The 22,451-nt window shown below is 60.5% G+C and carries 27 protein-coding genes; 11 read left to right on the top strand and 16 right to left on the bottom strand.

The window, feature by feature from the left end:
* Nucleotides 1-3 precede the first annotated feature (3 nt).
* The 3 genes from KAK88_RS08560 to KAK88_RS08550 form a co-directional block, all read right to left on the bottom strand.
* Entirely contained in the window at nt 4-2,112 is a 2,109-nt protein-coding gene (locus KAK88_RS08560) for an McrB family protein (RefSeq protein WP_242076326.1), read from the bottom strand.
* A 322-nt stretch (nt 2,113-2,434) separates the two neighbouring features.
* On the bottom strand, nt 2,435-3,301 hold the full coding sequence (locus KAK88_RS08555) for a 3'-5' exonuclease (RefSeq protein ID WP_242076325.1): 867 nt from the start codon (nt 3,299-3,301) through the stop codon (nt 2,435-2,437).
* Nucleotides 3,302-3,590: 289 nt separating this feature from the next.
* The gene (locus KAK88_RS08550; RefSeq protein ID WP_242076324.1) at nt 3,591-4,280 is read right to left on the bottom strand and encodes an alternative oxidase; all 690 of its coding nucleotides are present in this window, start codon (nt 4,278-4,280) and stop codon (nt 3,591-3,593) included.
* Nucleotides 4,281-4,442: 162 nt separating this feature from the next.
* Between KAK88_RS08550 and KAK88_RS08545 the strand changes: the two genes are divergently transcribed.
* Together KAK88_RS08545 and fixJ are read left to right on the top strand one after the other, a co-directional pair.
* Nucleotides 4,443-5,921: a two-component system sensor histidine kinase NtrB gene (locus KAK88_RS08545; protein ID WP_242076323.1), complete on the top strand. Its 1,479-nt coding sequence runs from the start codon at nt 4,443-4,445 to the stop codon at nt 5,919-5,921.
* Nucleotides 5,911-6,513: a response regulator FixJ gene (gene fixJ, locus KAK88_RS08540; RefSeq protein ID WP_242076322.1), complete on the top strand. Its 603-nt coding sequence runs from the start codon at nt 5,911-5,913 to the stop codon at nt 6,511-6,513. Before KAK88_RS08545 ends, fixJ begins: the two co-directional genes overlap by 11 nt.
* 561 nt (nt 6,514-7,074) lie before the next feature.
* Here the strand turns inward: fixJ and KAK88_RS08535 are convergent.
* From KAK88_RS08535 to KAK88_RS08505, 7 genes are all read right to left on the bottom strand, one after another.
* Nucleotides 7,075-8,628 carry an FMN-binding glutamate synthase family protein gene (locus KAK88_RS08535; RefSeq protein WP_242076321.1) on the bottom strand — a complete coding sequence of 518 codons (1,554 nt, stop codon included), beginning with the start codon at nt 8,626-8,628 and terminating at the stop codon, nt 7,075-7,077.
* 376 nt (nt 8,629-9,004) lie between these two features.
* Complete coding sequence (locus KAK88_RS08530) at nt 9,005-9,568, bottom strand: hypothetical protein (protein WP_242076320.1); 564 nt, start codon at nt 9,566-9,568, stop codon at nt 9,005-9,007.
* A gap of 7 nt (nt 9,569-9,575) precedes the next feature.
* Nucleotides 9,576-10,058: a GreA/GreB family elongation factor gene (locus KAK88_RS08525; protein WP_122465647.1), complete on the bottom strand. Its 483-nt coding sequence runs from the start codon at nt 10,056-10,058 to the stop codon at nt 9,576-9,578.
* A gap of 592 nt (nt 10,059-10,650) precedes the next feature.
* Complete coding sequence (locus KAK88_RS16145; RefSeq protein ID WP_431307214.1) at nt 10,651-10,968, bottom strand: aspartyl protease family protein; 318 nt, start codon at nt 10,966-10,968, stop codon at nt 10,651-10,653.
* A 115-nt stretch (nt 10,969-11,083) separates the two neighbouring features.
* Nucleotides 11,084-11,347, bottom strand: a complete 264-nt coding sequence (locus KAK88_RS08515; RefSeq protein ID WP_242076318.1) for a hypothetical protein — start codon at nt 11,345-11,347, stop codon at nt 11,084-11,086.
* 198 nt (nt 11,348-11,545) lie between these two features.
* Nucleotides 11,546-12,025, bottom strand: coding sequence for a hypothetical protein (locus tag KAK88_RS08510; RefSeq protein ID WP_242076317.1), 480 nt, complete (start codon nt 12,023-12,025; stop codon nt 11,546-11,548).
* Nucleotides 12,022-12,204: a P27 family phage terminase small subunit gene (locus KAK88_RS08505; protein WP_242076316.1), complete on the bottom strand. Its 183-nt coding sequence runs from the start codon at nt 12,202-12,204 to the stop codon at nt 12,022-12,024. The genes KAK88_RS08510 and KAK88_RS08505 overlap by 4 nt, the downstream gene beginning before the upstream one ends.
* Before the next feature lie 398 nt (nt 12,205-12,602).
* On the opposite strand from KAK88_RS08505, the gene KAK88_RS08500 reads away from it, so the two are divergent.
* Together KAK88_RS08500 and KAK88_RS08495 are read left to right on the top strand one after the other, a co-directional pair.
* Nucleotides 12,603-12,938, top strand: coding sequence for a hypothetical protein (locus tag KAK88_RS08500; RefSeq protein ID WP_242076315.1), 336 nt, complete (start codon nt 12,603-12,605; stop codon nt 12,936-12,938).
* A 51-nt stretch (nt 12,939-12,989) separates the two neighbouring features.
* Nucleotides 12,990-13,418 (top strand): hypothetical protein, encoded by a 429-nt coding sequence (locus KAK88_RS08495; RefSeq protein ID WP_242076314.1) that lies wholly within the window; start codon nt 12,990-12,992, stop codon nt 13,416-13,418.
* On the opposite strand, the gene KAK88_RS16115 is transcribed toward KAK88_RS08495, so the two are convergent.
* Nucleotides 13,404-13,637, bottom strand: coding sequence for an HNH endonuclease (locus KAK88_RS16115; protein ID WP_347265478.1), 234 nt, complete (start codon nt 13,635-13,637; stop codon nt 13,404-13,406). The genes KAK88_RS08495 and KAK88_RS16115 overlap by 15 nt on opposite strands.
* A 164-nt stretch (nt 13,638-13,801) precedes the next feature.
* On the opposite strand from KAK88_RS16115, the gene KAK88_RS08490 reads away from it, so the two are divergent.
* The 5 genes from KAK88_RS08490 to KAK88_RS08470 all read left to right on the top strand — a co-directional run bounded on the left by KAK88_RS08490 (nt 13,802) and on the right by KAK88_RS08470 (nt 17,388).
* A complete protein-coding gene (locus KAK88_RS08490; protein WP_174085761.1) occupies nt 13,802-14,296 on the top strand; it encodes a surface-adhesin E family protein in 495 nt (164 codons plus the stop codon).
* A 361-nt stretch (nt 14,297-14,657) separates the two neighbouring features.
* A protein-coding gene (locus tag KAK88_RS08485) for an IS5 family transposase (protein ID WP_242076313.1) occupies nt 14,658-15,415 on the top strand; the annotation gives its coding sequence in 2 pieces (ribosomal slippage) (nt 14,658-14,979 and nt 14,979-15,415; 759 coding nt in all).
* Between the two features lie 83 nt (nt 15,416-15,498).
* Nucleotides 15,499-15,690: a hypothetical protein gene (locus KAK88_RS08480; protein ID WP_242076312.1), complete on the top strand. Its 192-nt coding sequence runs from the start codon at nt 15,499-15,501 to the stop codon at nt 15,688-15,690.
* 62 nt (nt 15,691-15,752) lie between these two features.
* On the top strand, nt 15,753-16,694 hold the full coding sequence (locus KAK88_RS08475) for a hypothetical protein (RefSeq protein WP_242076311.1): 942 nt from the start codon (nt 15,753-15,755) through the stop codon (nt 16,692-16,694).
* A gap of 4 nt (nt 16,695-16,698) precedes the next feature.
* A complete protein-coding gene (locus KAK88_RS08470; RefSeq protein ID WP_165116460.1) occupies nt 16,699-17,388 on the top strand; it encodes a uracil-DNA glycosylase family protein in 690 nt (229 codons plus the stop codon).
* A gap of 124 nt (nt 17,389-17,512) precedes the next feature.
* Here the strand turns inward: KAK88_RS08470 and KAK88_RS08465 are convergent, their stop codons facing one another.
* The 5 genes from KAK88_RS08465 to KAK88_RS08445 all read right to left on the bottom strand — a co-directional run bounded on the left by KAK88_RS08465 (nt 17,513) and on the right by KAK88_RS08445 (nt 21,579).
* A complete protein-coding gene (locus tag KAK88_RS08465) occupies nt 17,513-17,683 on the bottom strand; it encodes a hypothetical protein (protein ID WP_242076310.1) in 171 nt (56 codons plus the stop codon).
* 64 nt (nt 17,684-17,747) lie between these two features.
* The gene (locus KAK88_RS08460; protein WP_242076309.1) at nt 17,748-17,966 is read right to left on the bottom strand and encodes a hypothetical protein; all 219 of its coding nucleotides are present in this window, start codon (nt 17,964-17,966) and stop codon (nt 17,748-17,750) included.
* Nucleotides 17,967-18,260: 294 nt separating this feature from the next.
* Nucleotides 18,261-19,151: a plasmid partitioning protein RepB C-terminal domain-containing protein gene (locus tag KAK88_RS08455; protein WP_240893505.1), complete on the bottom strand. Its 891-nt coding sequence runs from the start codon at nt 19,149-19,151 to the stop codon at nt 18,261-18,263.
* Nucleotides 19,151-20,029 (bottom strand): plasmid partitioning protein RepB C-terminal domain-containing protein, encoded by an 879-nt coding sequence (locus KAK88_RS08450; protein ID WP_242076308.1) that lies wholly within the window; start codon nt 20,027-20,029, stop codon nt 19,151-19,153. The genes KAK88_RS08455 and KAK88_RS08450 overlap by 1 nt, the downstream gene beginning before the upstream one ends.
* Nucleotides 20,026-21,579, bottom strand: coding sequence for a recombinase family protein (locus KAK88_RS08445; RefSeq protein ID WP_242076307.1), 1,554 nt, complete (start codon nt 21,577-21,579; stop codon nt 20,026-20,028). The genes KAK88_RS08450 and KAK88_RS08445 overlap by 4 nt, the downstream gene beginning before the upstream one ends.
* Nucleotides 21,580-21,722: 143 nt before the next feature.
* Between KAK88_RS08445 and KAK88_RS08440 the strand changes: the two genes are divergently transcribed.
* Both KAK88_RS08440 and KAK88_RS16110 read left to right on the top strand, forming a co-directional pair.
* Nucleotides 21,723-22,031: a hypothetical protein gene (locus KAK88_RS08440; RefSeq protein WP_088582789.1), complete on the top strand. Its 309-nt coding sequence runs from the start codon at nt 21,723-21,725 to the stop codon at nt 22,029-22,031.
* 66 nt (nt 22,032-22,097) lie between these two features.
* Nucleotides 22,098-22,409 (top strand): excalibur calcium-binding domain-containing protein, encoded by a 312-nt coding sequence (locus KAK88_RS16110; protein WP_347264688.1) that lies wholly within the window; start codon nt 22,098-22,100, stop codon nt 22,407-22,409.
* Nucleotides 22,410-22,451 lie beyond the last annotated feature (42 nt).

Raw genomic sequence — 22,451 nt, 5'->3', positions numbered from 1 at the left:
GCTTCAACGAAGCCAATAGCTGGCGATCCCATTATTGCCTTCCGCGGCGGCGATCAGACGATCCAACATCGCCACGCAGTCATCAGCACCAGGCGAGAGCTTTGCGCGGTCAATACCAGTATCCAGGTAGTCTCTCAGGCTGACTAGGATCTCTCGCCGAGAAAGTCCGTTCGCGCCGATGCGGGATGTATCCATTGTCAGCTTCGGGAGCACCTTGTGAAGCATGACATTGTTGCGAGCGGTCTGTGGGTCGATGCCCGCGAGCGTGGCCGCCTCCAAATAGCCAAGCGACTGGCGAAGTGCACGCAAGCCAAACTCGACACCGAGAGGATCGAGATAGTCGCGAACAAGTTTCAGCAGAAACGCCGTTTCCGGCTTCCTGCGGTCGAAGGCTGGGTAGTCTGAGCGAACTCCGAGCTGTTCGGGCTCGAGGCGCAACGACGGAGAGCGCTCGGCCTCTGGGTAGGCATCTGCTTCGGCTTCTAGTGCGTCCCAGTCGGTTAGTGACGGATTGGTGAACCGCATCACGTGCACTCGGTCTAGGACTTTGGCCGATAGATAATGCGTGGTCTCATCCACGTTGATCGCACCAAAAATCCTGACGTTTTCTGGGAACTTCAACTCCGTCGGCGTTCTGATGCTCGCGGTCAGTGCCCGTCGCAGACGCCCGTGATGAGAAAGAACCGATTCCGCATCCGTGAATCCACCCAGCTGGTGCAGTATGCGGTTCGCAGTCTCATCCCGGAGCAGGTCTTCCAGCGTCGCATTGTCGGCCAGGCCCGCACGACGCCGCGCTTCCGCTTCAAGCACCAGGAAAAGGCCGTTGTCGACTAGGGTATGTCTTTCCTCATCTGCGGTATGGATCGGGATGATCGGAAGCTCTGAACGCTTCTCGAGCAGGCTCAAAAAGTCTGCGAAATAGTATTCCACCCGCGCAAGGTTCATCTCGTCGAGGCAGATGAAATGCAGCCTGTCCGGTTCGGCCTCCGCCCGCTGCAGTGCCTGCAAGAAGGGCGTTGAGTGGTAGCTTCGCTGCAGAGGGTTGTAATAGCCCAGCAAGTCCTCAGGTCCCGACCAATTAGGTTTAACCGGAATAATTGAGCAGCGAGCGCCGATGGCCGCAGCAACCGTTCGTACGAGGCTGGTTTTGCCTGTGCCGGAGTCACCCGCCAGTACGACCAGGTCGTGGGTTCGGAGGAGGGCTACAAAGTCGCGGAGCTGAGCCTGGGCAAACAGCATCCCGTCGTCTCGAAGCTTAGCCTGAAGCAGCGGAGCAAGCTCGGAATAGTCGCCGGAAAACCTAGATTCGCTGCTGACGACTGCCGGAACTGTCCCTGGCTGTAACGCCTCAAGATCGTCCTGGTCGATCAGACCGAGCGCCACCAGCCGATCCCCCCTCCTACTTAAAAGGTCAGACAGACGCCCAAAACGTTCTTCCATTGTGCGGGTCTCTAGGGCGATTGTTTCGTGGAGGTCGTCAAGTTGCTCATCTTTTTCGGAAATCGTATCTGCCAGCGACGCAAGCGCACGTGTTCCCTCTTCAAGTAATCTCTGCTGGTTGTCGCGTGCAGCGCGGACCGCAGCCAGCGCCTCATCGGCTTCTGCCAGCCGGCTGAGTGCATGTCGTTCAAGCGCCTCTCGGGCGGAGGCCGCGAGCAGTCGAATGGGCTCGCCGCTCCCGACGTTTGCTCCCCAGTCCGGCGGGATCTCCTCGAGCAGGCGCAGCGTGCCCGGCCGCACCATGCACCCATGAGGGTTACGACGCTTCCTGCGCTCTTCTGCTGGCGACAGCACCAGTTCGGCTAGGGCCCACACAGTCTCGCCATGTCGGTCCGTCTGCTCGAGAACACGTTTTGCAGTGGTTGGAGCAACATACGCTGACGCAGGAGACTCTTGAGTCGGATAGGCCAGGCCAACGCCGCTAACGGGATGCTCCAGGTCTTCGAGGAGGTAGAACGAGGCGTTATGTGCTTCGCGCCTGAGCAAGCGGCCAACGACCACGATCGGGGCCCCAGCAGCGACTCCCCAGGCGGCGCGCAGCTCTCCAAGACGTCCACTGTCGTCAGCGAGGTGCGCATCTTCGGCAGCAGCCGCAGAAGGTTCGATGGTCATAGGAGTTAGGTGATCGGACTAAGACGACACACCGCGGAAAGGCACCGTATGAATGCGGAAGTCGGACCAGTCTGCCCATTGTCAAGGTACATCAAATCAACGCTCGCCAGACTCATTACAAAGCACAACCTTAGCCTACAGTTTGGTCGAGCAGTACCGGCGAAGCGGCCATCGTCACACGGACCAGCGAGGCTGCACGACGTTGCAGGTGCAGACCTTTCTGCCTCCCTCCCAGGTTGGCATGCTATCGCGAGCCAAGCGTGACCTTAGAGCACCGCGACCGCCTGCCACGGCGCGAATGCGCAATCCCCTTCGCCCAGTATCAGCACCGTTCAGAAAAGCGATCGAAGGCGTCGATCTTGATCGGCCGAAGGTCGACCTCGCGCTGATAGATCTCGGTCTGTAGAAAGCGCAGCTCTTCGTCGCGGACGGCATCGCTGACGTCGATGAACCAGGCGCGCGGCGCGCCGGTCGAACCGTCGTCCCAACGATAGCCCCTCGCCTTCAGAACATCTTTGAGATCGAACGGCGCGCCTTCGGCTCGGACACGCCAGGTCGGGCGACGCGCCGCCTCGAGCAGCAGCGACAGTGCTGGCGTCTTGCTGTTAGGCAACGGCAGCGACAGCAGCTCGATGGCTGCGGCGCAATCGTTCACCGCGCGATGCTTGTCGTAGAAGAACCCCGCTGAGCTGGCCAAATACGCAAGCTTGACGCCCTCATACCCCTCCCCTGCCCAATCGACCTGCGACATTGAGCAAGCCCAAGGCTTGGTTCTGAACACGTCGCAGAACCGCTCGAGAAAGCGCCGATCAAACGACGCGTTGTGCGCAGCGACGAAGGCCGCACCTGATGCGAAGGCCGCCACTTCCGCCGGATCAATGGCGTGGCCAGCGACCATCGCGTCGGTCAGACCGGTGATAGCGGTCACTTCGGCGGGGATAGGTTTCGAGGGCTCGCGAAATGCTTGAAAGCTCTCGCCGACGCCATGGACCCGACCGTCGGCGCTGTAGAAGAAGCGCGTCATCGCGAGCTCAATTATCTCGTCGTCGCGCGCGTTCAGGCCTGTCGTCTCAACGTCAACGAAGAGGCCCGTTCTAAGGCCTTCGGCGCTGGCTAGGTCGATCGCCGGTCGCGGTCGCAGCTTGCGCAGAATTCGGTACTCGCCGCTCGCTTCAAGGGTGGTGGCCATCTCTTCTAGATCCATGCACTCCCCGATCTGCGCACTCACGGCGCGCTGCAGCGTGAACTTAAGGTGCGTCAGAATCGGGCGCGTGGCGATCGCCGGACAGCGCCGTCAGTGCACTTTTGGTACTCTGCACTAAGGAGGACCGGCAGCTTTGCGCCATAAGCGGACATTCAGTCATGGCCGGAAACTGGATATTTGCGTTCGGTCGTTCGCAGCCGAAAAGGAACACCGTCCACATCGAAAAGCCCTCCCGTGAGAGCGGAACGGGAGGGCTAGACGCGGTTGGCTTAGGTCAGGCGGCTGCTTTCCAGGTCGGCTCCAACGCCGCATGCGGCGGGCATGGGGCTACAGCTTGGATCGGCAGTCCGCTGAGCTCGTTGGCATAGCCGTGGTTGACGTCGCGGTGATGCGCTTCGTCGGCGCGGACCACCAGCACTACGTCCCGCAGCGTCGCGTCGTCCGGCAAGCCCCAGTAGCGCTTGGCGATCTCCGGGGCCGGCACGTTCGGGCTGCGGCCCTCATCGATCTCGGCCAGATAGTGAGTGTAGCTGATCACCGCCTCTTCCTCGAAATAGCCGACCACCCGGTGGGCCGTCTTCGAGGAAACGAGGTAGAGGCCGAAGAAGAACAGATAGAATACCCACTGCACCGACACGATGACGAAGCGCTCGAACAGGGTCGGCTTCGAGATCTCGATGAAGGTCATCAGGTGCATGCGCTCGTTTTCGGCCTCGTCCATCAGGGTTTTGATCCAGCCCTTGTCGTCGCACATCCGGCGCAGGCAGCTGAGGTGGTTGATGGTTGCGCCGACCATGCCCGGCACCGCCGCGACGGTCTCCAGCACCACGGCGCGGTGGCCGTAGCGCTTGGCGAAGAAGGTGTCGGCGCAGAAGCGCAGCAGTTTGGTGAAGCCAAAGGCGACCCGGTCCGACAGTCCCTTGGGCTGATGATGGATCGAAAGATCGACGAGGGGGGCGGTCATGGCCTTGGCTCCTGGTGATCCGGAGAGCGCTCCGGGCCGCTGCGGCGGCGTCTTGAAGATGCGACAGGTGTAGAAGCGACCGCCCGACGCCGGTATTCGGGTCTTCGCCCTAAGGGAAATCCCGGAGGCGCGGGCGCCCGCTGGACGGGGCAAGGAGCATCGATGCGAGCCTTTCAGTCCCCGGAGACCGCGCCCTCGGCCCTCATCCGACCGGCCTCGCCATGGGTGGCGGTCGCGGCGGCGGCGGTCGTCGCCCTTGCCGGCGCGGGGCTGCGCGCCGCCCTCGGCGAGCGCATCGGTGACCACGGCGCGTTTCTGGTTTTCGTCCCGGCGGTCGTGGTCGGTGCGGCCCTGGGCGGTTGGATGTCCGGAACCGCAGCGGCCCTGATCGGTCTCGGCGCCGGGCTACTGCTTTCGCCCCTCAACCCGGCCCTCGGGTTAGAGGCTGCCTTGTTCCTAGGAGTGGCGGCGGCGGTCACTCTCGGAGGTGAGTGGTTCCAGCGCGCCCATCGTGACCTCTCGGCCCGGGAGACCCATCTCAGGCTGATCCTGAACACCATTCCCGACGCCATGATCCTGATCGACGACGCCGGTCTCATCCGCGCCTTCAGCCCGACAGCGGAGCGCCTGTTCGGCTGGTCCGTCGGCGATGCGATCGGCCAGAATGTCAGTGTTCTGATGCCGGCGCCCCACCGTGAGGCGCATGACGGGTATCTGCAGCGCTACTACAGAACGGGCGAGCGACGCATCATCGGTCTCGGACGGATCGTTGTCGGCCAACGCAAGGACGGCTCTACCTTCCCCATGGAGCTCGCCGTCGGCGAGATGCGCACCGCCGAGGGCCGCTTCTTCACCGGCTTCGTCCGCGACCTGACCGAACGTCAGCAGGCCGAGGCCCGGATGCAGGAGTTGCAGAGCGACCTCGTGCGGGTCTCCCGGCTCACCGCCCTCGGCGAGATGGCCTCGGCGCTGGCGCACGAACTGAACCAGCCGCTTACCGCCATCTCGAACTATCTGAAGGGCTCAAGGAGACTCCTGGATTCGAGGGACCTCGGCGAGGATCGCATCGCCAGCGCTCTTGATCTGGCGGCCGATCAGGCCTTGCGGGCGGGTGTCATCATCCGGCGGCTGCGCGAATTCGTGTCCCGCGGCGAAACGGAGCGACGCATCGAGGACTTGCCGAAGCTCGTCGAGGAGGCCAGCGCGCTGGCGCTCGTCGGCGCGCGTGAACACGGCGTGCGGGTGCGGTTCGACATCGAATCCTCCGCCGATCGCGTTCTGGCTGACAAGGTTCAGATCCAACAGGTTCTGCTCAACCTGATCCGCAACGGCATGGACGCGATGGAGGAGTCACCGACGCGGGAGCTCCTCATCGCCGCGGGTCCGGTCGACACCGAACTGTTGCGGATCTCGGTCGCGGACACGGGAGCGGGCGTCAGCCAGGACCTCGCGGAGCAATTGTTCCAGCCCTTCGTGACCAGCAAGCGGAGCGGGATGGGCGTGGGACTATCTATTTCCCGAACCATCATCGAGACCCATGGCGGACGAATCTGGTTCGAACCGAACCCGGGCGGCGGGACGGTCTTCCATTTCACGCTTCAGCGCGCCCGTATCGAGGAGGAGGCTGCCGATGACGACTGACACCATTATTCACATCGTCGACGACGATGCGGCCGTGCGCGATTCTATCGCCTTTCTGCTGGAGACAGCCGACCTGACAGCGCGGACCCATGAGTCCGCTGTCGCCTTGCTCGCGGAGAACGATCGTCCGGCCGGTTGCATCGTGACCGACGTCCGCATGCCGGACATGACCGGACTCGAACTCGCCCGCAGGCTCCGCGACACCGGTTCGGTTGAACCGGTCATCGTGATCACCGGACACGCCGATGTCCCCCTCGCAATCGAGGCGATGCGCGCCGGCGTCGTCGATTTCATCGAAAAGCCTTTTGATGACGAGGTTCTCCTCAGCTCAATCCATCGCGTGCTGGAGCAGGCTAAGAGGGCGACCTCTGCGGACGCCGATCGCCGCGAGTTCGTCGCCAGGCTGGAATCGCTGTCGCCCCGCGAGCGCGATGTGGTCGATGGCCTGGTCAAGGGACACGCCAACAAGGTTATCGCCTTCGATCTCGGCATCAGCCCACGCACCGTCGAGGTCTACCGCGCGAACGCGATGACCAAGATGCAGGCGGGCAGCCTTTCGGAACTCGTCAGGATTGTCATGACTGCCGGCTAGCGCCATCACCGGTCATTCGCTCGCTGGACGGGTCGTGGACCCGCGCGACCGGTCGGCCGCGCCTTCCCCCCGCCGACAATCCGGTCATTGGGGCTTTGGCGGCGGAACGTCCGCTTCCGCCCCAAGAGAATATCAGTGGACGATAGGATCTTGTTCCCCACAGGAGAGCGGGGCAAACCGGCCGCTCTCCCACGATATGCGTGCGCTGGGTATCGCCAGTTTCCACCGTTCTGGAAGATCAGTGTCCACCGGGACGCCCCCCCCCGTTCGATCTGCGTGACCCGCCGCTGGATCAGGCCGCGGAACAAGCCGCGGCCTACGCGCCATGAGCGGATATCGCCCTGTTCGGCGCCTTCGATCCGGCCCGGGCAGTCCATTTAGGACGGCGTGGCCGTGAGTGCCCTGGCTGACGAGACGGGGATAGCCTCGTGATCGGTCGGCCAAGAGAGGAGGTTTGGAAAGGCAACAAGGACCGTTTTCGCCGCTGGCATCAGCTTACCCGCCGGGGGTCCGACTCCGCCGCGCGTGTCAGAACGAAAAATGCATTGATCGATCACTGGCTCAGGTCGCTATGTCGAAACTGTCCGCCCGTGCAAGTCGCCACGCCGCGCCATAGAAATCCCGCTGGGAGTTGCCTGCCAACAGCTCACCCCTCTCAAGAAAAATGTGCAGCTGTGAGAATAGTCTGATCTCGGTCAGGCTGACGCGACGGACGAGATGGTGCGGCCCAAGTCGGCTCGGATGGTGCAGGCCGGCGGCGGCGATCATTTCGGACAGGGCCAGCAAGGTATTCCGATGGAAGTTGTGCACGCGCTCGGCCTTGTCGCTGACCACGAGCGCTCGCTGGCGCATCGGATCCTGAGTGGCGACGCCGGTGGGGCACTGATTCGTGTGGCAGGAGAGGGACTGGATGCAGCCGATGGCGAACATGAAGCCGCGCCCCGCATTGGTCCAGTCCGCGCCGAGCGCCATGACCGTCGCAAGATCGAAAGCGCTGACGATCTTGCCCGCTGCGCCAATCTTGATCTGGTCGCGCAAGCCCGCGCCCACGAGGGTGTTGTGGACGAAGAGCAGACTCTCGCGAAGCGGCATGCCCAGATGGTCTGCAAACTCGAGAGGCGCAGCCCCCGTCCCTCCCTCGGCGCCGTCGACGACGATGTAGTCAGGAAGAATGCCCGTCTCAAGCATCGCCTTGACAATGCCCATGAATTCCCAAGGCTGACCTACGCAAAGCTTGAATCCCACCGGCTTGCCGCCGGACAACTCGCGCAGGCGGGCGATGAACCGAACGAGTTCCAGGGGCGTGCTGAATGCCGAATGCCCTGGCGGAGAGATACAATCGCGGCCGACGGGAATGCCGCGGGTGAGCGCGATCTCGGGGGTGACCTTCTCGCCAGGCAGAATCCCGCCCTTGCCGGGCTTGGCGCCTTGGCTGATCTTCAACTCAATCATCCGAACCTGGGGATCGGCCGACTGCTCGGTGAACCGGTTGGGATCGAACCGTCCCTGGTTGTCGCGGCATCCGAAGTAGCCGCTGCCGATCTCCCAGATGAGGTCGCCGCCGTGCTCGCGGTGATAGGGACTGATGGAGCCTTCGCCCGTGTCATGTGCGAACCCCCCGAGTTTGGCGCCCTTGTTGAGCGCGCGAATGGCGTTGGCGCTCAGTGCGCCAAAGCTCATGGCGGAGATATTGAAGATTGAGGCGGAATAAGGCTGCTGACAGGCTTCGCCCCCGATCGAAACACGGAAAGAGCCGGGATCCGCTGCGGGGACAGGCCTGGTGGAGTGGGCGATGAATTCGTAGCCGTTCGCGTACACGTCCAGAAGAGTTCCGAACGGACGGTCGCTGACCTCATTTTTGGCGCGCGCATACACCAGCGAGCGCTGGCTGCGGGAAAACGGCGTCTCCTCGTGCTCGTCTTCGAAGAGATACTGCCTGATGCCGGGACGAATATCCTCAAAGAACCAGCGAAGCCGGCCCACGATTGGGTAGTTGCGTCGGACCGAATGCGCCGGTTGGACCAGGTCTAATAGTCCGAGCGCAGACAGGACCGCCGCCAGGGCGAGTACAGGCCACGCCCAGCGGGCGGGCAGCGCCGGGATGGCCAGCAGCATAGAGGCCAGGCTTGCCGCGAGAGGGGCGAAGCGGATGAATGACACGATAAACTCCGAACTCGGTGCAGAGACGTTCTGTGGACCTCGCCAAGACGACGTCCACACGGGCTAGAGAAGCGGGCAGGTCTTTCGGGATCGTCGCCGCCATGGCGCGCGTCCAGCCAGCGGACAGGTCTTGAGTGCCGGCGGTTCGATGCGTCGGCTCAGGTCAGTCGAGTGGCGACAATCAGGCCGAGCAAGCCCGCAGCCAGCAATAAAATGACGATCCAGCGCCTTGTCGACGGAGGCCTCGTGACCTGGAGCTTCGAAAGATTGCTTGCATAGAATGGCGGTCTTGGACGGCCGACCTCTGTGCCGACAATGTTGTGTCGTCCTCTCATGATGCGCCTCTTCCGACGAAGGGAGCGACCCATCGGGTCAAGAGCCGCCAAGGCCGATCGCCCGAGAGCGCCTCAACGCGTTCAAGCAGTTTTGGGACCGAGCAGAGCATCCCCAGGCGGATGTCGTCGCCAGCAGGAATGGCGGGATGATTCCACAGGATCTCCTGCAGAGCGGCCTCCTGACGCATTCGTTGCGGGAGGAGGTCGTAGCGAGTGTCACGGCCGAGCCGCCGCGCAATGCGTTCCTCGATCCTAACGACCAGAGCCTCGGTTTCCGAAGTGCGGTGCGGCGCATGCTGGAAAACACGCTTCGCAATCACTGCCCGCTCCACAGGCAGCGCGGATGTCTCCAGCAGAGGTTCGGCGCTGCCGGCATCTAGGACACCCTTCTCCAGCGCTAGGGACATCAGCTGGTCCCGGCCTATGGGAGAGAACGCGAGTTCGGCCGCCTTGCCCAAGATCAGGTCTGCGTGAATCTCGCCGGGGCGGCGGGCTTCCAGATCGACCCTTTCCCACCACGCCGCGCTTATTGCTTCTGACGCGGCGGCTTCCAGCAACATCGTGTCACTAGCACGCATGCGCGTCATGAGAATTCACCACGTCCAGAACCTTCAACCGGTGCGGTCGGCCCTTGTCGTCGATCCAGCCGAACTCGGCCCCGACAGCTAGGCCGAGCAGGGAAGCGCCGACCAAGCTGAGGATCGAAACCCAGCGCTTGTCGATATCGGCCTCCGCCGGCAGGACCAGCCGAATTTCACGGATTTGACCGCTGCTGTGATCCTCGTATGTGACCCAGCTGCCGATCCGGCAGAAGGGTCGCGTGTCCGACGTCTCGTCGACCATCACAGCCCGGTCGAGCTCATCCTCGAGTAGCATCGCCGCGGCCGAGGTCGGCGCGCTGCCGATCATCGCAGCGAGGATTGCGTGGTCTTGGGTGGTGATCAGGAGCCGGGGCTTTCTGATCGCTTTTGACCGAATCTTTGTCATGGCGAACGTCCTTGTCGCGTACGGCCGGAACACGGCACGGCACGGCCGCACCGAGCGGCGCATGGGCTGACTGAATGTGAGAAAGAATTCGCAGGCGCGACACCACGCCGCCAGCGTCAACAAGCCGGCGTTTACTATAAAGCCTGCGCGAGAAAGTAATCCCCAAACCCTGAGCGTTCGCTCAATACGAGTTTGGGGCTAGACGCCTCCGACGAAACGTCCTGCGTGAAGCGTATTCCGCGTGTGTACGGCGCATTTCCACATTACGGGACCGATAGTGCGCTTCCGCGCATGTTCGGTCAACTCTTCACGCAGCGCTGAACATTTGACCGTTAAATCACGTCGCATGAAGGGGTGTCTTGAGGTAATGCGCATGCGGCCCAGCAACCTAGTTTCCCCTACCGCGTCTGCCAGTCTTCGTGCTGACGCATGGGATGAGCGAAGCCCGAGCATGCGGCACATGGGCCAGACCAAGATAAGAGAGCGGACTCAATCAGGGTCCGCTTAGAGTCAAAAGACCTCCTTGCTCACCACCCACTCATAGCGATCGGCTAGCTACGCAAAAATACCCGCTCGCTCAGTGCGTTTTTCCCGATCTACCCTGACATGTCGTCAGCACTGCAACCTGTTGACGAACTGGTGGTGAGGACCTGTCCTACTTGCTATCAACGAGCTCTACTTGCCCACTTACCCCGTCATAGACCAAGCGATAGGGGCGTAGAAAACCTCGCCCGAGAATGACTTGATGCCACTGCTCGCCCTGTCTCAGCTTGACCCCTGTGAAGGGTTGGAAGAGCAGACGGTCGAGATGAGGCACCCAAATTCGCGCGGTGTAGATGTATGCGTGGTGACGACCGCCGACCCCGCTAATCTCGCCTTCATCAGTCACAGGAAGCCCAAGAGACTGCGCGAGATCGTCATCGATACAATCGCCCCCTGCCCCTGTATCGATGAGCGCACGAACGCCTTTCATCGGCAAATCGGGCCGACCGTCAGCCGTTTGTCGACCCTTCAGTCCAATATCCACTTTTAGGGTTGGACCAAGCCTGACGAGAAGATCAGCGGGGGTTTCGTCCCCCGTGCCCTTCTTAAACCCGGCTTGAGGCAAGGAAATGCGCTGGCGTGAAGATCATACCACCCGGCAGTTGGACGGAGGGCGCGTTTACCTGACGAATGAGATAGGGGCCGGCTTCGAACTTATCGACTGCAGCAGCTGCGGCGGTTTCGAAGTCGGCGAACGCATCAACAAAGACGCCCGCGTGGAAAACTACCCATTGATTATGGTGCTTCGCCTCGAGCTCATCTCGCATTCGATCGAACGCGGCAATGTCGTCTCTCAGCACAGCCATCATGTAATTCCCTATTCCGATGAGTTGATCACAACGCAACAGATGCCCAAAGGCCGATGTGAAGGTCGCACGAGTCGGCAGTGGATAGGTTAACGGAGACCAATGGGGAGCGGAAGGAGCCGTTGTCCCACCACAGACCGCTCCCGCCAAAGGCGCTCAGTGCATTTCTCCACATCTACCCTGAGACAGCATTTTGGCAGTTCAGCAGGTCAGCAGCTCGGGCAGATTGACGGGGTCATAGCTCTCGCCGACCTTGGCGTAGACGACCGTCGCATCCACGTCGCCCGTGTAGCGAACCCGTATCGACTTACCCTTCTGGCCGGGGATCAAGACCCCCTCCATGCTCTTGGTCTCCCCCTCTTCGCGCGCGCCGCCGTCGTTGTAGGAGGTTGGAATCTGATCGATCCGCACGACGGGCTTATCCGGGGTCAGTTCAATCACGTGTGCCCAGGAGCAAGTATAGCCCTGCCATGTGCCGCCAGCCTCTGAGACCAGGGTCGGTGACGGGGTAAGATCAGTCCGAGCGGCGCGGTTCACCGGTTCGTAAACGTCGCGGATGAACCGCTCCATCCACGGATCGACGTGGAAGCGTTGACCAGCAGCCGGGCCATCCACGATGGGGAGGCAGTTCAGGAAGGCGATGATCTTGTCTGCAAGCGCGGGATCGCGGCCGGGTGTCATGCCAGCAGTCCGCCGATCTCACCCGCGTCATCGTCAGCCGGTTGGCCGCTCTGAGCCTTGCGGCTGGTCGGATCGATAGCCAGCCGTTGGCTGGTCTGGTTGATCAGGCGGATCGCATCATTCTGAATGCGAGCGGCCGGATGAATGATCAGTTGGCCTTGCGAGCCGACCGAATACATCGAGCCGTTTCTTCAAGGGTTCGGTTGGCGTCGCGAAGACTACAGATCGCCGTGACCAGCGCTTCCAGAGAAGGGCCGTCAGCGGGGGTGAAGTAGCCTTCCGGTTGAGCCTTAACTTGCTCGGACCAAACCTTCTTCGCTTGTTTGGATAGTTGTGCGGGCGCCTTCAGATACCCGGCGTTGTTGATCGTCATCCATTATTTAGGAGACGGGCAAAAAAAACTTTCGCCGACGATACTTTCTGCACGGAGGGGGTCATGTGGTGTGGCGGGAAAGGCCGTTTTCGTCTTCGACCTACCCCCCTCACGGCTCGACACGACTGCGCGTTGTCAATCATCGTTCGCTTGACGTGTGGGCGGCTCTCCTTCACCGCTCTCGGTTCATGGAGAGGGAAAACAATGACTGAAGAGACTATCGCACCGGCCGAGCGCCCCAAGTTCGAGATGGTGGAGAACAACGTGCTGAAGGCAGGGACCGGCACGGCTTTGATCTGGATCGGATTGTTCGTGACGATGTTGGGATTGTTCTACAGCCCAACCGTGGACACGGCGGGCTACGGGCTCGCAGTCGATGAGGTGGTCAACTTCGGTAAGGCAGTCACCAAGCTGATGATCTTCAACGCCGGGATTGGATTGGTCCTGATCGGGATGGTGTTACGAGGGACCGCGCTGATCCTTGACTACGTGCACGAGACGACGCTGCGTCAGCGCTACCAGATGGAAGCCGATCAGTGATTGTGTGTCAGAGCCTACGTCGGATCGAGATGCAGCAGGGCGGGCGCAACAATGAAAAATGACTTCACCGCTTTGATCGTGTTCGCAATCATCGCCATCATCTTCGTGGGCTTCGGAACGAATATGTTGGGCACAGAAGGCTTTGTCGTCTTCGCGATAGGGTTGGTGATCGGGTTTGTTTTCATCTTCAAATCCCTGTCGGCAAAATCCGATCTGATGAAAATATCGGGCTTCGCGATCATGGCGCTATCGCTGGTCGCCGCTATCGGTGTGAGACAATACACAGGTTCGCGCGTAGACGATTCAGCCTCGTCATCAGACAGCTACGTTGCGGGTGGGTCTGACCGGGACCGCACTCTTGAAGGCATGGATGCGGACAGCCGGAGGCGTTACGACTCGCTCAACTCCGATGGGCAAGCCTACGTTGATGAGCAGATGAGAAAGTATGACGACGCCTGCTCTCGATCATCGCGCTGCTAATAGGCTGGATTTGCCACGCCGATTGAACGGATGGTTGGGGTCTGAGGGGAAGCCGCTGGCGTCACCGCAGTTGTGATAGCCACGGCTTTCGATCTGTTTCTTCAGACTGTCGTGACACTGCTTGCATAAGGCCTGCCAGTTGTCTGGATCGTGAAATAGATCAGTGTCGCCTTTGTGCGGCTGGATATGGTCTACGACTTCAGCAAGCCGTCCGCACATCGCGCAAAGCGGGTGCTCGATCAGGAAGGCGTTGCGGTTCCGACGCCAGCGCGTTGATGAATAGAGATGTTTATAGACCCGTGATCGCACCCATTATTTACACGCCCGGCGTGACTGGCGGCTCAGCTTGGCTTACACAGGCCGCGCAACGGAGGGGTGTGCGAGTGAAGATCGTGAAGTTCATAGCCAGCGCGGCGGTGGCGCTGACGCTGGCGGCTGGCTCTGCTGAAGCGGGCGAATGGTTCGTTGTCAGTGCCGGTAGTGATTTGATTGTAGGAGTGGATCGCGCAAGCATTCGACCGGACCCAATCCTTACGCGGTCCCGGAAATCTGTTTGGGCCGTTTTTGTTTACCGCGACCGCACAACGGTCGGGCCATACCAGTTCGATTATTCCGTAGTAAGATATTCAATTGATTGTAATCGAATGGCAACAGCCATTGGAACTCTGGCCTACTACCAAATAGGTAATGATCGGCCGGTCAATAGCGTAAGCGGTGCAGGTGAGATTTTCGAGGACTCATTACCTGATAGTCACGCCTATAATATCTCCGACGCCGCTTGTAACAACAACATTCCGGGCGACATCGCGCCTATAACGACTGTAAATGATTTCACCGAAATGACTCATAGCATTCTCCAAGACACGCGTAGCCGTTGATCGCACCGTCTGTAAAAAAGAGGGAGAGGCCGTCCGCGCCTCTCCCTTATTTCTTATTTCTTGCGGCTAAGATCGGCCGACCGGTGCATTTGGGAACACCGGTCAGCCTTCTGACACGTCTTGGGGAGAAACCCTCGACAAACCTATTTATCTCGCAATCTTCACAATCTTCCCGGCGACGACATGAAAATGATCTCCCGGAATAAAAGCGCGCTTACGACCATCCTTGTCTTCAAGGATCGCCACATCACCAGCCATTGTGAGACCCCATGTATGGGTCGCCTGCGACCACACAGGTTTAGGCTCAGGACCCATTGATGTGAGGCGAACGATCTGATTCAGGCTCCTGAGGAGTCTGGATATGAGCGATCTGTATTGGCTGACGGGCGAGCAGATGGCTCGGCTGGAGCCCTTCTTCCCCAAGAGCCACGGCAAGCCGCGGGCGGATGACCGCCGGGTGCTGAGCGGGATCATCTTCGTCAACCGCAACGGCCTGCGCTGGCGAGATGCGCCGGCGGCCTACGGGCCGCACAAGACCCTCTACAACCGCTGGAAGCGATGGAGTGAGGCTGGCGTCTTCATCCGGATGATGGAAGGCCTGTCCGGGGCTCAGACCGAACGCCGCACGGTCATGATCGACGCGACCTATCTGAAGGCGCACCGCACGGCTTCGAGCCTGCGGGTAAAAAAGGGGGTCTCGGGCGACTGATCGGACGCACGAAAGGCGGCATGAACACCAAGCTTCACGCCGTGACCGATGCGAACGGAAGGCCCATCAGCCTCTTCATGACAGCGGGTCAGGTCAGCGACTACATCGGCGCTGCCGCTCTCCTGGACAGCCTGCCCCGCGCCCAGTGGCTTCTGGGAGACCGAGGCTACGACGCCGACTGGTTCCGGGACGCCTTGCAGGCCAAGGGGATCACGCCGTGCATCCCAGGCCGCAAAACCCGCACCGAACCCATCCGCTACGACAAGCGACGCTACAAGCGGCGAAACCGGATCGAAATCATGTTTGGACGCCTGAGAGACTGGCGCCGGGTCGCCACCCGCTACGATCGCTGTCCGACCGTCTTCCTGTCCGCCATAGCCCTCGCCGCTACCGTGCTGTTCTGGCTATGAGTCCTGAGCCTAGCAAGCTCAGGATTGCCATTCCTCGGCTCGACGAGCCAGAACCGGCCGACGAAGTGCTTGGCTGACCTAAAATGCTCGTCGTCGTCGTTGATCGCAACCTGACCGCTCGCTACCTGTTGCATCACATAGTGGTCGTTTGGATCGTGCCGCCTGGCAGCGTCCTCAACGAAGTCCGCCAGATGCTCGTTTTCGTTGTGATCCATCGCTACTCCCCCAGCTCATTCAACCGTATTGATTCACTTGAGCAAGCGAGAAGTTTCTGATGATCAACCAGGTGGTGTGACCTACGACCGATTGTGACGTACCTCGCGCGCAGTATCCCGACATGATGGAGCGCAGTCTGTTGTCGGCGATCGCAGGTCCCTGCGAGGGTTGGGCGGTCGCATTCTTCGGTGGTCGTGCCGAAGCTGAGCTCGCGTTGATCTCAGCTGAGCGACGACAACTTTGGTGCGCAATCTGGGCCCAAATGTCTGCGCGTGCTGAGCGCGTGGATTGTCCGACCGACGTCGATCTTTGGCGCGAACGGTTCAGAGCATCCTCGTTAAGATCGCTGATCGCGCTGTCGGGATTCAAGCAGGCGGCAGGTTTCGAGCGCGCTCTGAAGCGACTGGGCTGGAAGGCTCTGAAGTGCACGAGCTCATACCTCAAGCTCGCGGACGTGTTGGAGGCTGGTCGCGGACCAGCGAAGGTCCTTCGACATCTCGACGCGATCGACGAGCGCGTGATCGATTTGCTCGCCGCAATACCTGACCACGCCTGCTCGCCCAAGAACGTGCAACGCCTCAAAAGCAATCGGCGCGTCACCGCGATCTTGCTGCGCAGACAGCAATGGCGCTTGGATCGCTTAGGTCAGTTAGACACCGCTGCAGCTGCTGTTTTCGAGCGTGACTTCGTCGCGTCGGTCATTTCTGAAGCCGACGGCGACACGTACGCTGGCCTGCCATTGCCGCCGCCGCCTTGGCCCGGCAACGAACACCTCACGCCGCTCGATACGGAGGCGAAAATGGAGGTCGCTGGACGCCTGTTCCGAAACTGTCTCGGGAGTCGCGTCAGCCAAGTCAGGATGGGGTTCTCCTACTATTACCAACTCGGCGAGGTTGGCGTGGTTGAGATGGAGCGTGTCTCCAATCTCGGTTGGGAGATCACCGAGGCCGCCGGTCGACGCAATGCAACGCTTGCGCCCGACGCGCTCGTGCTTTTGCAATCCGCGCTAACCAATCTACCGGCCCATATCTCTCCGGTCCTCTCTGACCAGATCGCGAATTAGGTTCATGAGCTCCAACACGCCCTTCTCGAAAGCCGCCATCGCTGAGCTTTACGCCAACCACTTTAAAGACGCGCCTGAGACCGCGATGGGCTGGACATTTATGTACTGCCGAGAGGACCGCTTGAGCACTGCCAAAGTCGGCATCATCGGTCTCAACCCGGGTGCGGATCGCGAAGATAGCGACACGCAAACGCAGCAAGCCGATTGGGACTGGCCTAAGGGCGGCATGGCCTACACCGACCAAAAGTGGGGGCCCGCGGACTCACACAATCCGCTTCAGCAGCAGATCGTTCGAATGCTCGAAACGCTTGAGGTCGACAGCAGGGACGTATTCGCCGCTCAGCTTGTTCCATTTAGGAGCCGGAGCTGGTCCAAGCTGCCAACCCCTGGCGTCGCCCTCGCAGCGGTGAGACCGTTGTGGCAAGAGGTCGCGAAGAAGTCGCCGACGATCAGGCTTTGGATCTCGCTCGGTAAGCAGGCAGGTCGAGAGCTCGCCGCGATCTTGGAAGCCGGCACGCCGCGACGTTTGAACGTCGGCTGGAATCGGCAGTTCGCCGAACTCTATCAAGCGCCCGATGGTCGCGTGGTGCTTGCCCTGCCTCACCTTAGCCGTTTCAAACTGATGACCACGGCGGACCGCTCGGAGGTCGAAGCTTGTTTGGCTGCAGGAAAGCGATTGAGCGGGTTGGCGTAGGTCCGAGCGCGACACGCGTCAGTGTCTTTGTGCTATCGTCCCTAAGCGACGAGAACGCGGCTTCAGCCCCCCTGCGTTTGTCGCGATCTAAACTCAGCTCTGTTGAGCCCTCTGCGCTGCGAACTTACCGCGCCACCCAGAACGCCGCAGTCTGCGCCACCGACACTTCGGGCATCTTCTTCTGACTTCCGATTTTAAAGCCCTTGCTCAGCATGAGCTCGCCGACGATCGAGCCTGCTGTGACTGTCGTCATGCTGATCTGACCGTATCTGCTGCCCATCCGCTCAACGATCATCGGCTCGATCCCAGCGAGTGCCGGCAACCCGTCGGCTGTGGCCTTCAGACAGGCTGCCTGTCCCTCAGGTGACTCGATGACGGCGCATCTCGAGCACGCGAAGATCAGACATGCTGATGCCGCCGGTCGGCGCATAGTTCAACCCAGACCTTTCGATAAACTGCGCGAGCTCGTCCGCCTCGAGTGTACCCTTGGCCCGCGCGTTCGACCACACATAGAAGCGCTCTTCAGGTGTCTTGGCCTCGAGCTTTTCGAGCGTCCATCCGCCAGCGAGTTGCGTCATCCTGGTCCCCCTCGATCCAGACTCATCATATTGGTTTCCGCGATCAGTGCGGTTTTTTGAATGTACGCTGAGACGCCAAATCGATCTCAGTCGAGCGTGACTGTCTTCGAGTTTGGCACCATTTCGCGACGGCGGGTCGGCCCGCCGGACCGACCCTAGATGGGCAGATGACGCCCATCCTAGCGGGCTCCGAACGGGATCGCCGTCATCCCCGCCACCACCCTTGATCCGCCTCCGCCGACGGCTTCTCCGGTGGTCCCGGCGCTTGAAGGGTCCCGGTCCCCTTAGGCGTGCTCAAGCCGCTTGGGCGGGAGGGTCTAACGAGGTTGCTGCGACAACGGATCGGAAGGTCTCCAGCATCTCGCGATGCGAGTTTGCGAGAAAGGTTTCGATCGACCGTTTGGTGAGCAACCGCTCCAAAAAGCCTGCCGCGATGACCAGCAGCAGCGTGTCGTCGCCAAACGCTGTCTCCAACTCGTGAAAGTCTTCAGACACCGCAGCGAGCTCCCGCTCAAGCCGCTCGATCTGTTCCGGGCTGACGCCGCGTATCGCCTTCGCTTCGGGCTTCACGAGATCGGCGGGTTTGGTCGTGACCAGAAGCGCCCTCGCATATGTGGCGCTGTAGTTGTTTGCCGAGATCATCAGCTCCGCAACTTCGAGCTGACGCATAGCTTTCATCTTGCGCAGCTTCTGAAAGGCATTGATGCCCACGGGCTTGTCCTTGAGCAGCTCAGCGACGTCGTCATGAATCCCGTTGAGCATGTGACGTCTGGCTCGAATTGAGCCGACATCGACATTGAGCGCCCGCGCGAGTTTGGCTTCGGATACCCCTCGCTCAATGGCGCGAACAATCATGTAGTGCTCTTGAATCGGTTGAAGCCGATTGACGCGCTTGTTGTAGGTAAAGGCCTCATCGTCCTTAGCGACGATGCATCGCGCTTCCACTGCGCCCTGCTCCTTCAACACGGCCAATCGCACGTGGCCGTCGAGAAGAGTGAAGGCATCGCCTGACCGGGCTTGGGCGAGGATCAGCGGCTCGACCAAACCCACTTCTAAGATCGATGCGGCGATGCGCTTGTACTTTGCGCTTTCGGTGACCGCCGCCGACAGCATCTTGGAGGGCAGAATGCGGTCGAAAGAGATAGATCGAACGCGTTGCTGGAAGGCGATTTTGACGGAGGCCATCACGGATGCTCCAAACCGACGCGCGCCGCGAGCGCGGACGGAAGATTGGTGATCCCTTCAGCGCGCATAAGCGCAGCGAAATGATCATCGGCAAGCAGATGCTTCAGTGCGTTGACGACAAAAACGAGACGCGTGCGCGTCAGAGAGGCCCGTCTGACAAAGGTCTCGCGACGTTCCGTCTCGCGTTGTAGCGACCGAACAAGCGTGTCGGCCGTGATCGGTTTTTGATTGCGGACGCCACGATTGCGATTGTGGATCCCTTTGCCGCTTGTGCTGCGTCGCTCGATAATGTGGCGAATGGCCAAAACCTGATTGCCCGGAATGGCCTTTTCTTCGAAGGCCTGAGCCAGAGCACGCTGCACCTCCCCTTCCTTGGAATGCGCGATCTCCATAGCGACAGTGTGAGGGATCACGCCGCGCTCGACCGCTGAGATCAGTTTTTCTTCGCCGTTCTCCAAAAGATGGCAGATCGCCCCAACATATTCCGTACTGTAGTCAACCTTCGCAGCGATTTCGCTATGGCTGTACCCACGCTCTCGAAGCGATCCGATGGCTCGGACCAGCTCGAGCGGTGTGTGCTGTCGACGAGCGAGGTTTTCGACCAAGCTCATCACAAAACAGTCTTCCTCGGCGGCATCGATCAACACCGCCGGGATCTGCTCTTGCCCAAGCGCGATGAACGCCTCTAGCCGCCCTTGACCGCAGACCAGATCGTATCGCGATCGACCGGGCCGCTGACTGACGGTGATCGGCTTTTTCAGCCCGAGATGCTCGATGCTGGTCACCAGCTCTTGAAACACTCTCTTGTTTCGAGCGCGAGGGTTCAGCACCGTGATGTCATTGACCGGGATGAGACGAATTTCAGCGACGTCGGTCATGCTGCATGAACCTCCACCCGCTGCGTGAGATCGAAGAACGCGTCGAGTGTGTCGAAGCGAAACGAGTCCAGCAGCACGCCATTGTCGGGTGCCAACCTCATGCTTGGATCCGCGCCACACTCGAACCAGGGGAGCAGGTAGTAGTCGCGGATTTCAGCGTTCCCGACCTCCATTCGCACTGCAATGGTTATGTCGGGGCGTAGCCCCTGATCCAAACGGATTTTCCACCGCAGTCCGCCCGCCGGCGTTTCGAGGCAGCGGACGATGACCACCGATGCGGTGAACTCATCATTGATGGTCAGCAGTCCATGTGACGGATCTTCTGCCACAACAGCCCCGCCCCGTGCGATCCCAGCAACAACCTGCGCAATGACATCCGGATGGATCGCTCTAAGCGCCTGATTGATTTCGATGTAGCGATAGTCGCGAGCTGGCGAATATCCGATCAGTTGGTAAGCACGAACGAGGCTCCCGAACCGGTGGCGAAATGCCGAGCTTGACGGCATGTCATCGACTTCGTCGATCACGAGTCCCGATAGCCATCCCTTTTTCGCCAGCAGGTCAGACAACCGAGCCAGCAGCTCTTCGTCACTGTATCGCACGCACCTGGCCTGGATGATGCGCTGTGCAGCCTCGAAAAAGTCCGGCTCAACGATCCCTTCGAACGCACCGTCGCGACGTACCCAGTTGTCTGGATCGTTCACAACGCGCTTTGCCTTCAACTTGAAGGAAGAGCGATTGTACACATTGTTGCCGATGTACTTTTCGTTCGTAAGAACCTGGTGGACCGTGCCGCGGGTCCAGGGACGTCCCAAATCCGTAAGCCGGCCCTCCCCGTTCAGCACCGTAGCAATTTCGCTTTCTGAGCGACGCTGAACGACGAACATCCGATAGAGACGTCGAACGACTTCGACTTCCTCGGGCGGCCCGGGGGTGAGCACCACACGATCGGTTTGAATGCTCTTTTGCTCGCCTCGCTCAAGCAGACCTTTCGGCGACAAATGCTCATCAACCAGTTGCCGACGCAGACCATATCCAGCCGCACCACCTTGCCGAAAACCCAGCGTGATGAGGCGACACTGACCAGCAAAGACCTTGGCCGAGAGTTCGCGACTATACTCCCCCGCCATCGCGCGCTTCATGCTCTTGATGATCGTCGCGCTTAGGCTCCCGTCGTTCTCAAACTGCTCAGCACAGTAATGCACCGACAGCCCAGCCTCACGGCAGATGAACTCGTAATAAGCGCTCTCGTCAGCATCCTGGAAACGCCCCCAACGGCTGACATCATAAACGAGGATAGCCTCAAATCCCGGAGCGCCGTTGCGAACGTCGGCGATCAGCTCCTGTAAAGCCGCTCGCCCATCAAGCCTCAGTCCGCTCTTTCCCGCGTCTGTGTAGGTCCGAACGACATCAAACCCACGTCGAGCCGCGTAGGCCGCGATCGCCTCAGACTGGTTTTCGGTTGAGTATTTTTGGTGCTCCGTCGACATACGGACGTACTGAGCCGCCCGCACTGATGTCGCGGCCCCCATCTCGTGCTGAACGGCCATTGGGTCCATAATGCACGCCAGTTACACCCGTCCGAATGGCGGTGAGAATCGAGCCGTAACGGCAGTCCGACCGGATGTCGTTTCAAAAGATGGTCTGAAAACTTCAGCCCAAAATCGGAAAACTTCTCCATCAGGAGGCGTCGATGCAGGCCTTCCCGCAGTTGATTGCTGGAGCACTTCGCGAGGAATGGGGCGAGAGTCCCTCTGCGCGCAAGGCGGTCGGCCTCATCACCAATGCAAATGAACGTGCTGTGCGAAACTGGTTTGATGGCCGTAACGGGCCCAGCGGCGAAAATCTGGTGCGCCTGATCCAGCACTCAGACGCCGTATTATCAGCGGTGCTACGAGCTTCGCGACGAGATCAGCTCCTACCTGCCGTGGCGCTGATGCGCCTTAAAGCTTCGCTTCAAATGGCAATCGATAGTCTCGACGAAGCCTTTCCTAGCCGGTGACCAAACCACGCGAGCTGGACGCGCGCAAAAGTTGCGAGCTATGAAGCCCTGGCACGGGGCACCGACATGAAGTTCATTATTGCGTTCGTCGTCATTGCGGCCTCGGCGGTACCGATAGCTGTAGCTGCGCATTCCGGCGGACTGAACGCAGAGGGGTGCCACAACGATCGCAAGCGAGGCGGTTACCACTGCCATCGTGCGGGCGGAGGCTCTTCGTCGCCCTCTCGTCCACGGGGCTTGAGGTCGTCGCCCCCGTCTAGCGGCGCGTTTGCGAACTGCACTGCGGCCCGTGCGGCAGGTGCGGCTCCCGTGCGTAGGGGCGATCCCGGTTATGGACGGCACTTAGATCGAGATGGTGACGGCGTCGGCTACGAATGAGCATGCCCAAACTGAGTGGTTTCAATGAGTTATCAAACCGGC

This window comes from Brevundimonas diminuta, assembly GCF_022654015.1.
Classification (GTDB): domain Bacteria; phylum Pseudomonadota; class Alphaproteobacteria; order Caulobacterales; family Caulobacteraceae; genus Brevundimonas; species Brevundimonas diminuta_C.
Note: the sequence above shows the minus strand (reverse complement) of the source record. Positions and strands in the feature narration are given on the sequence as shown.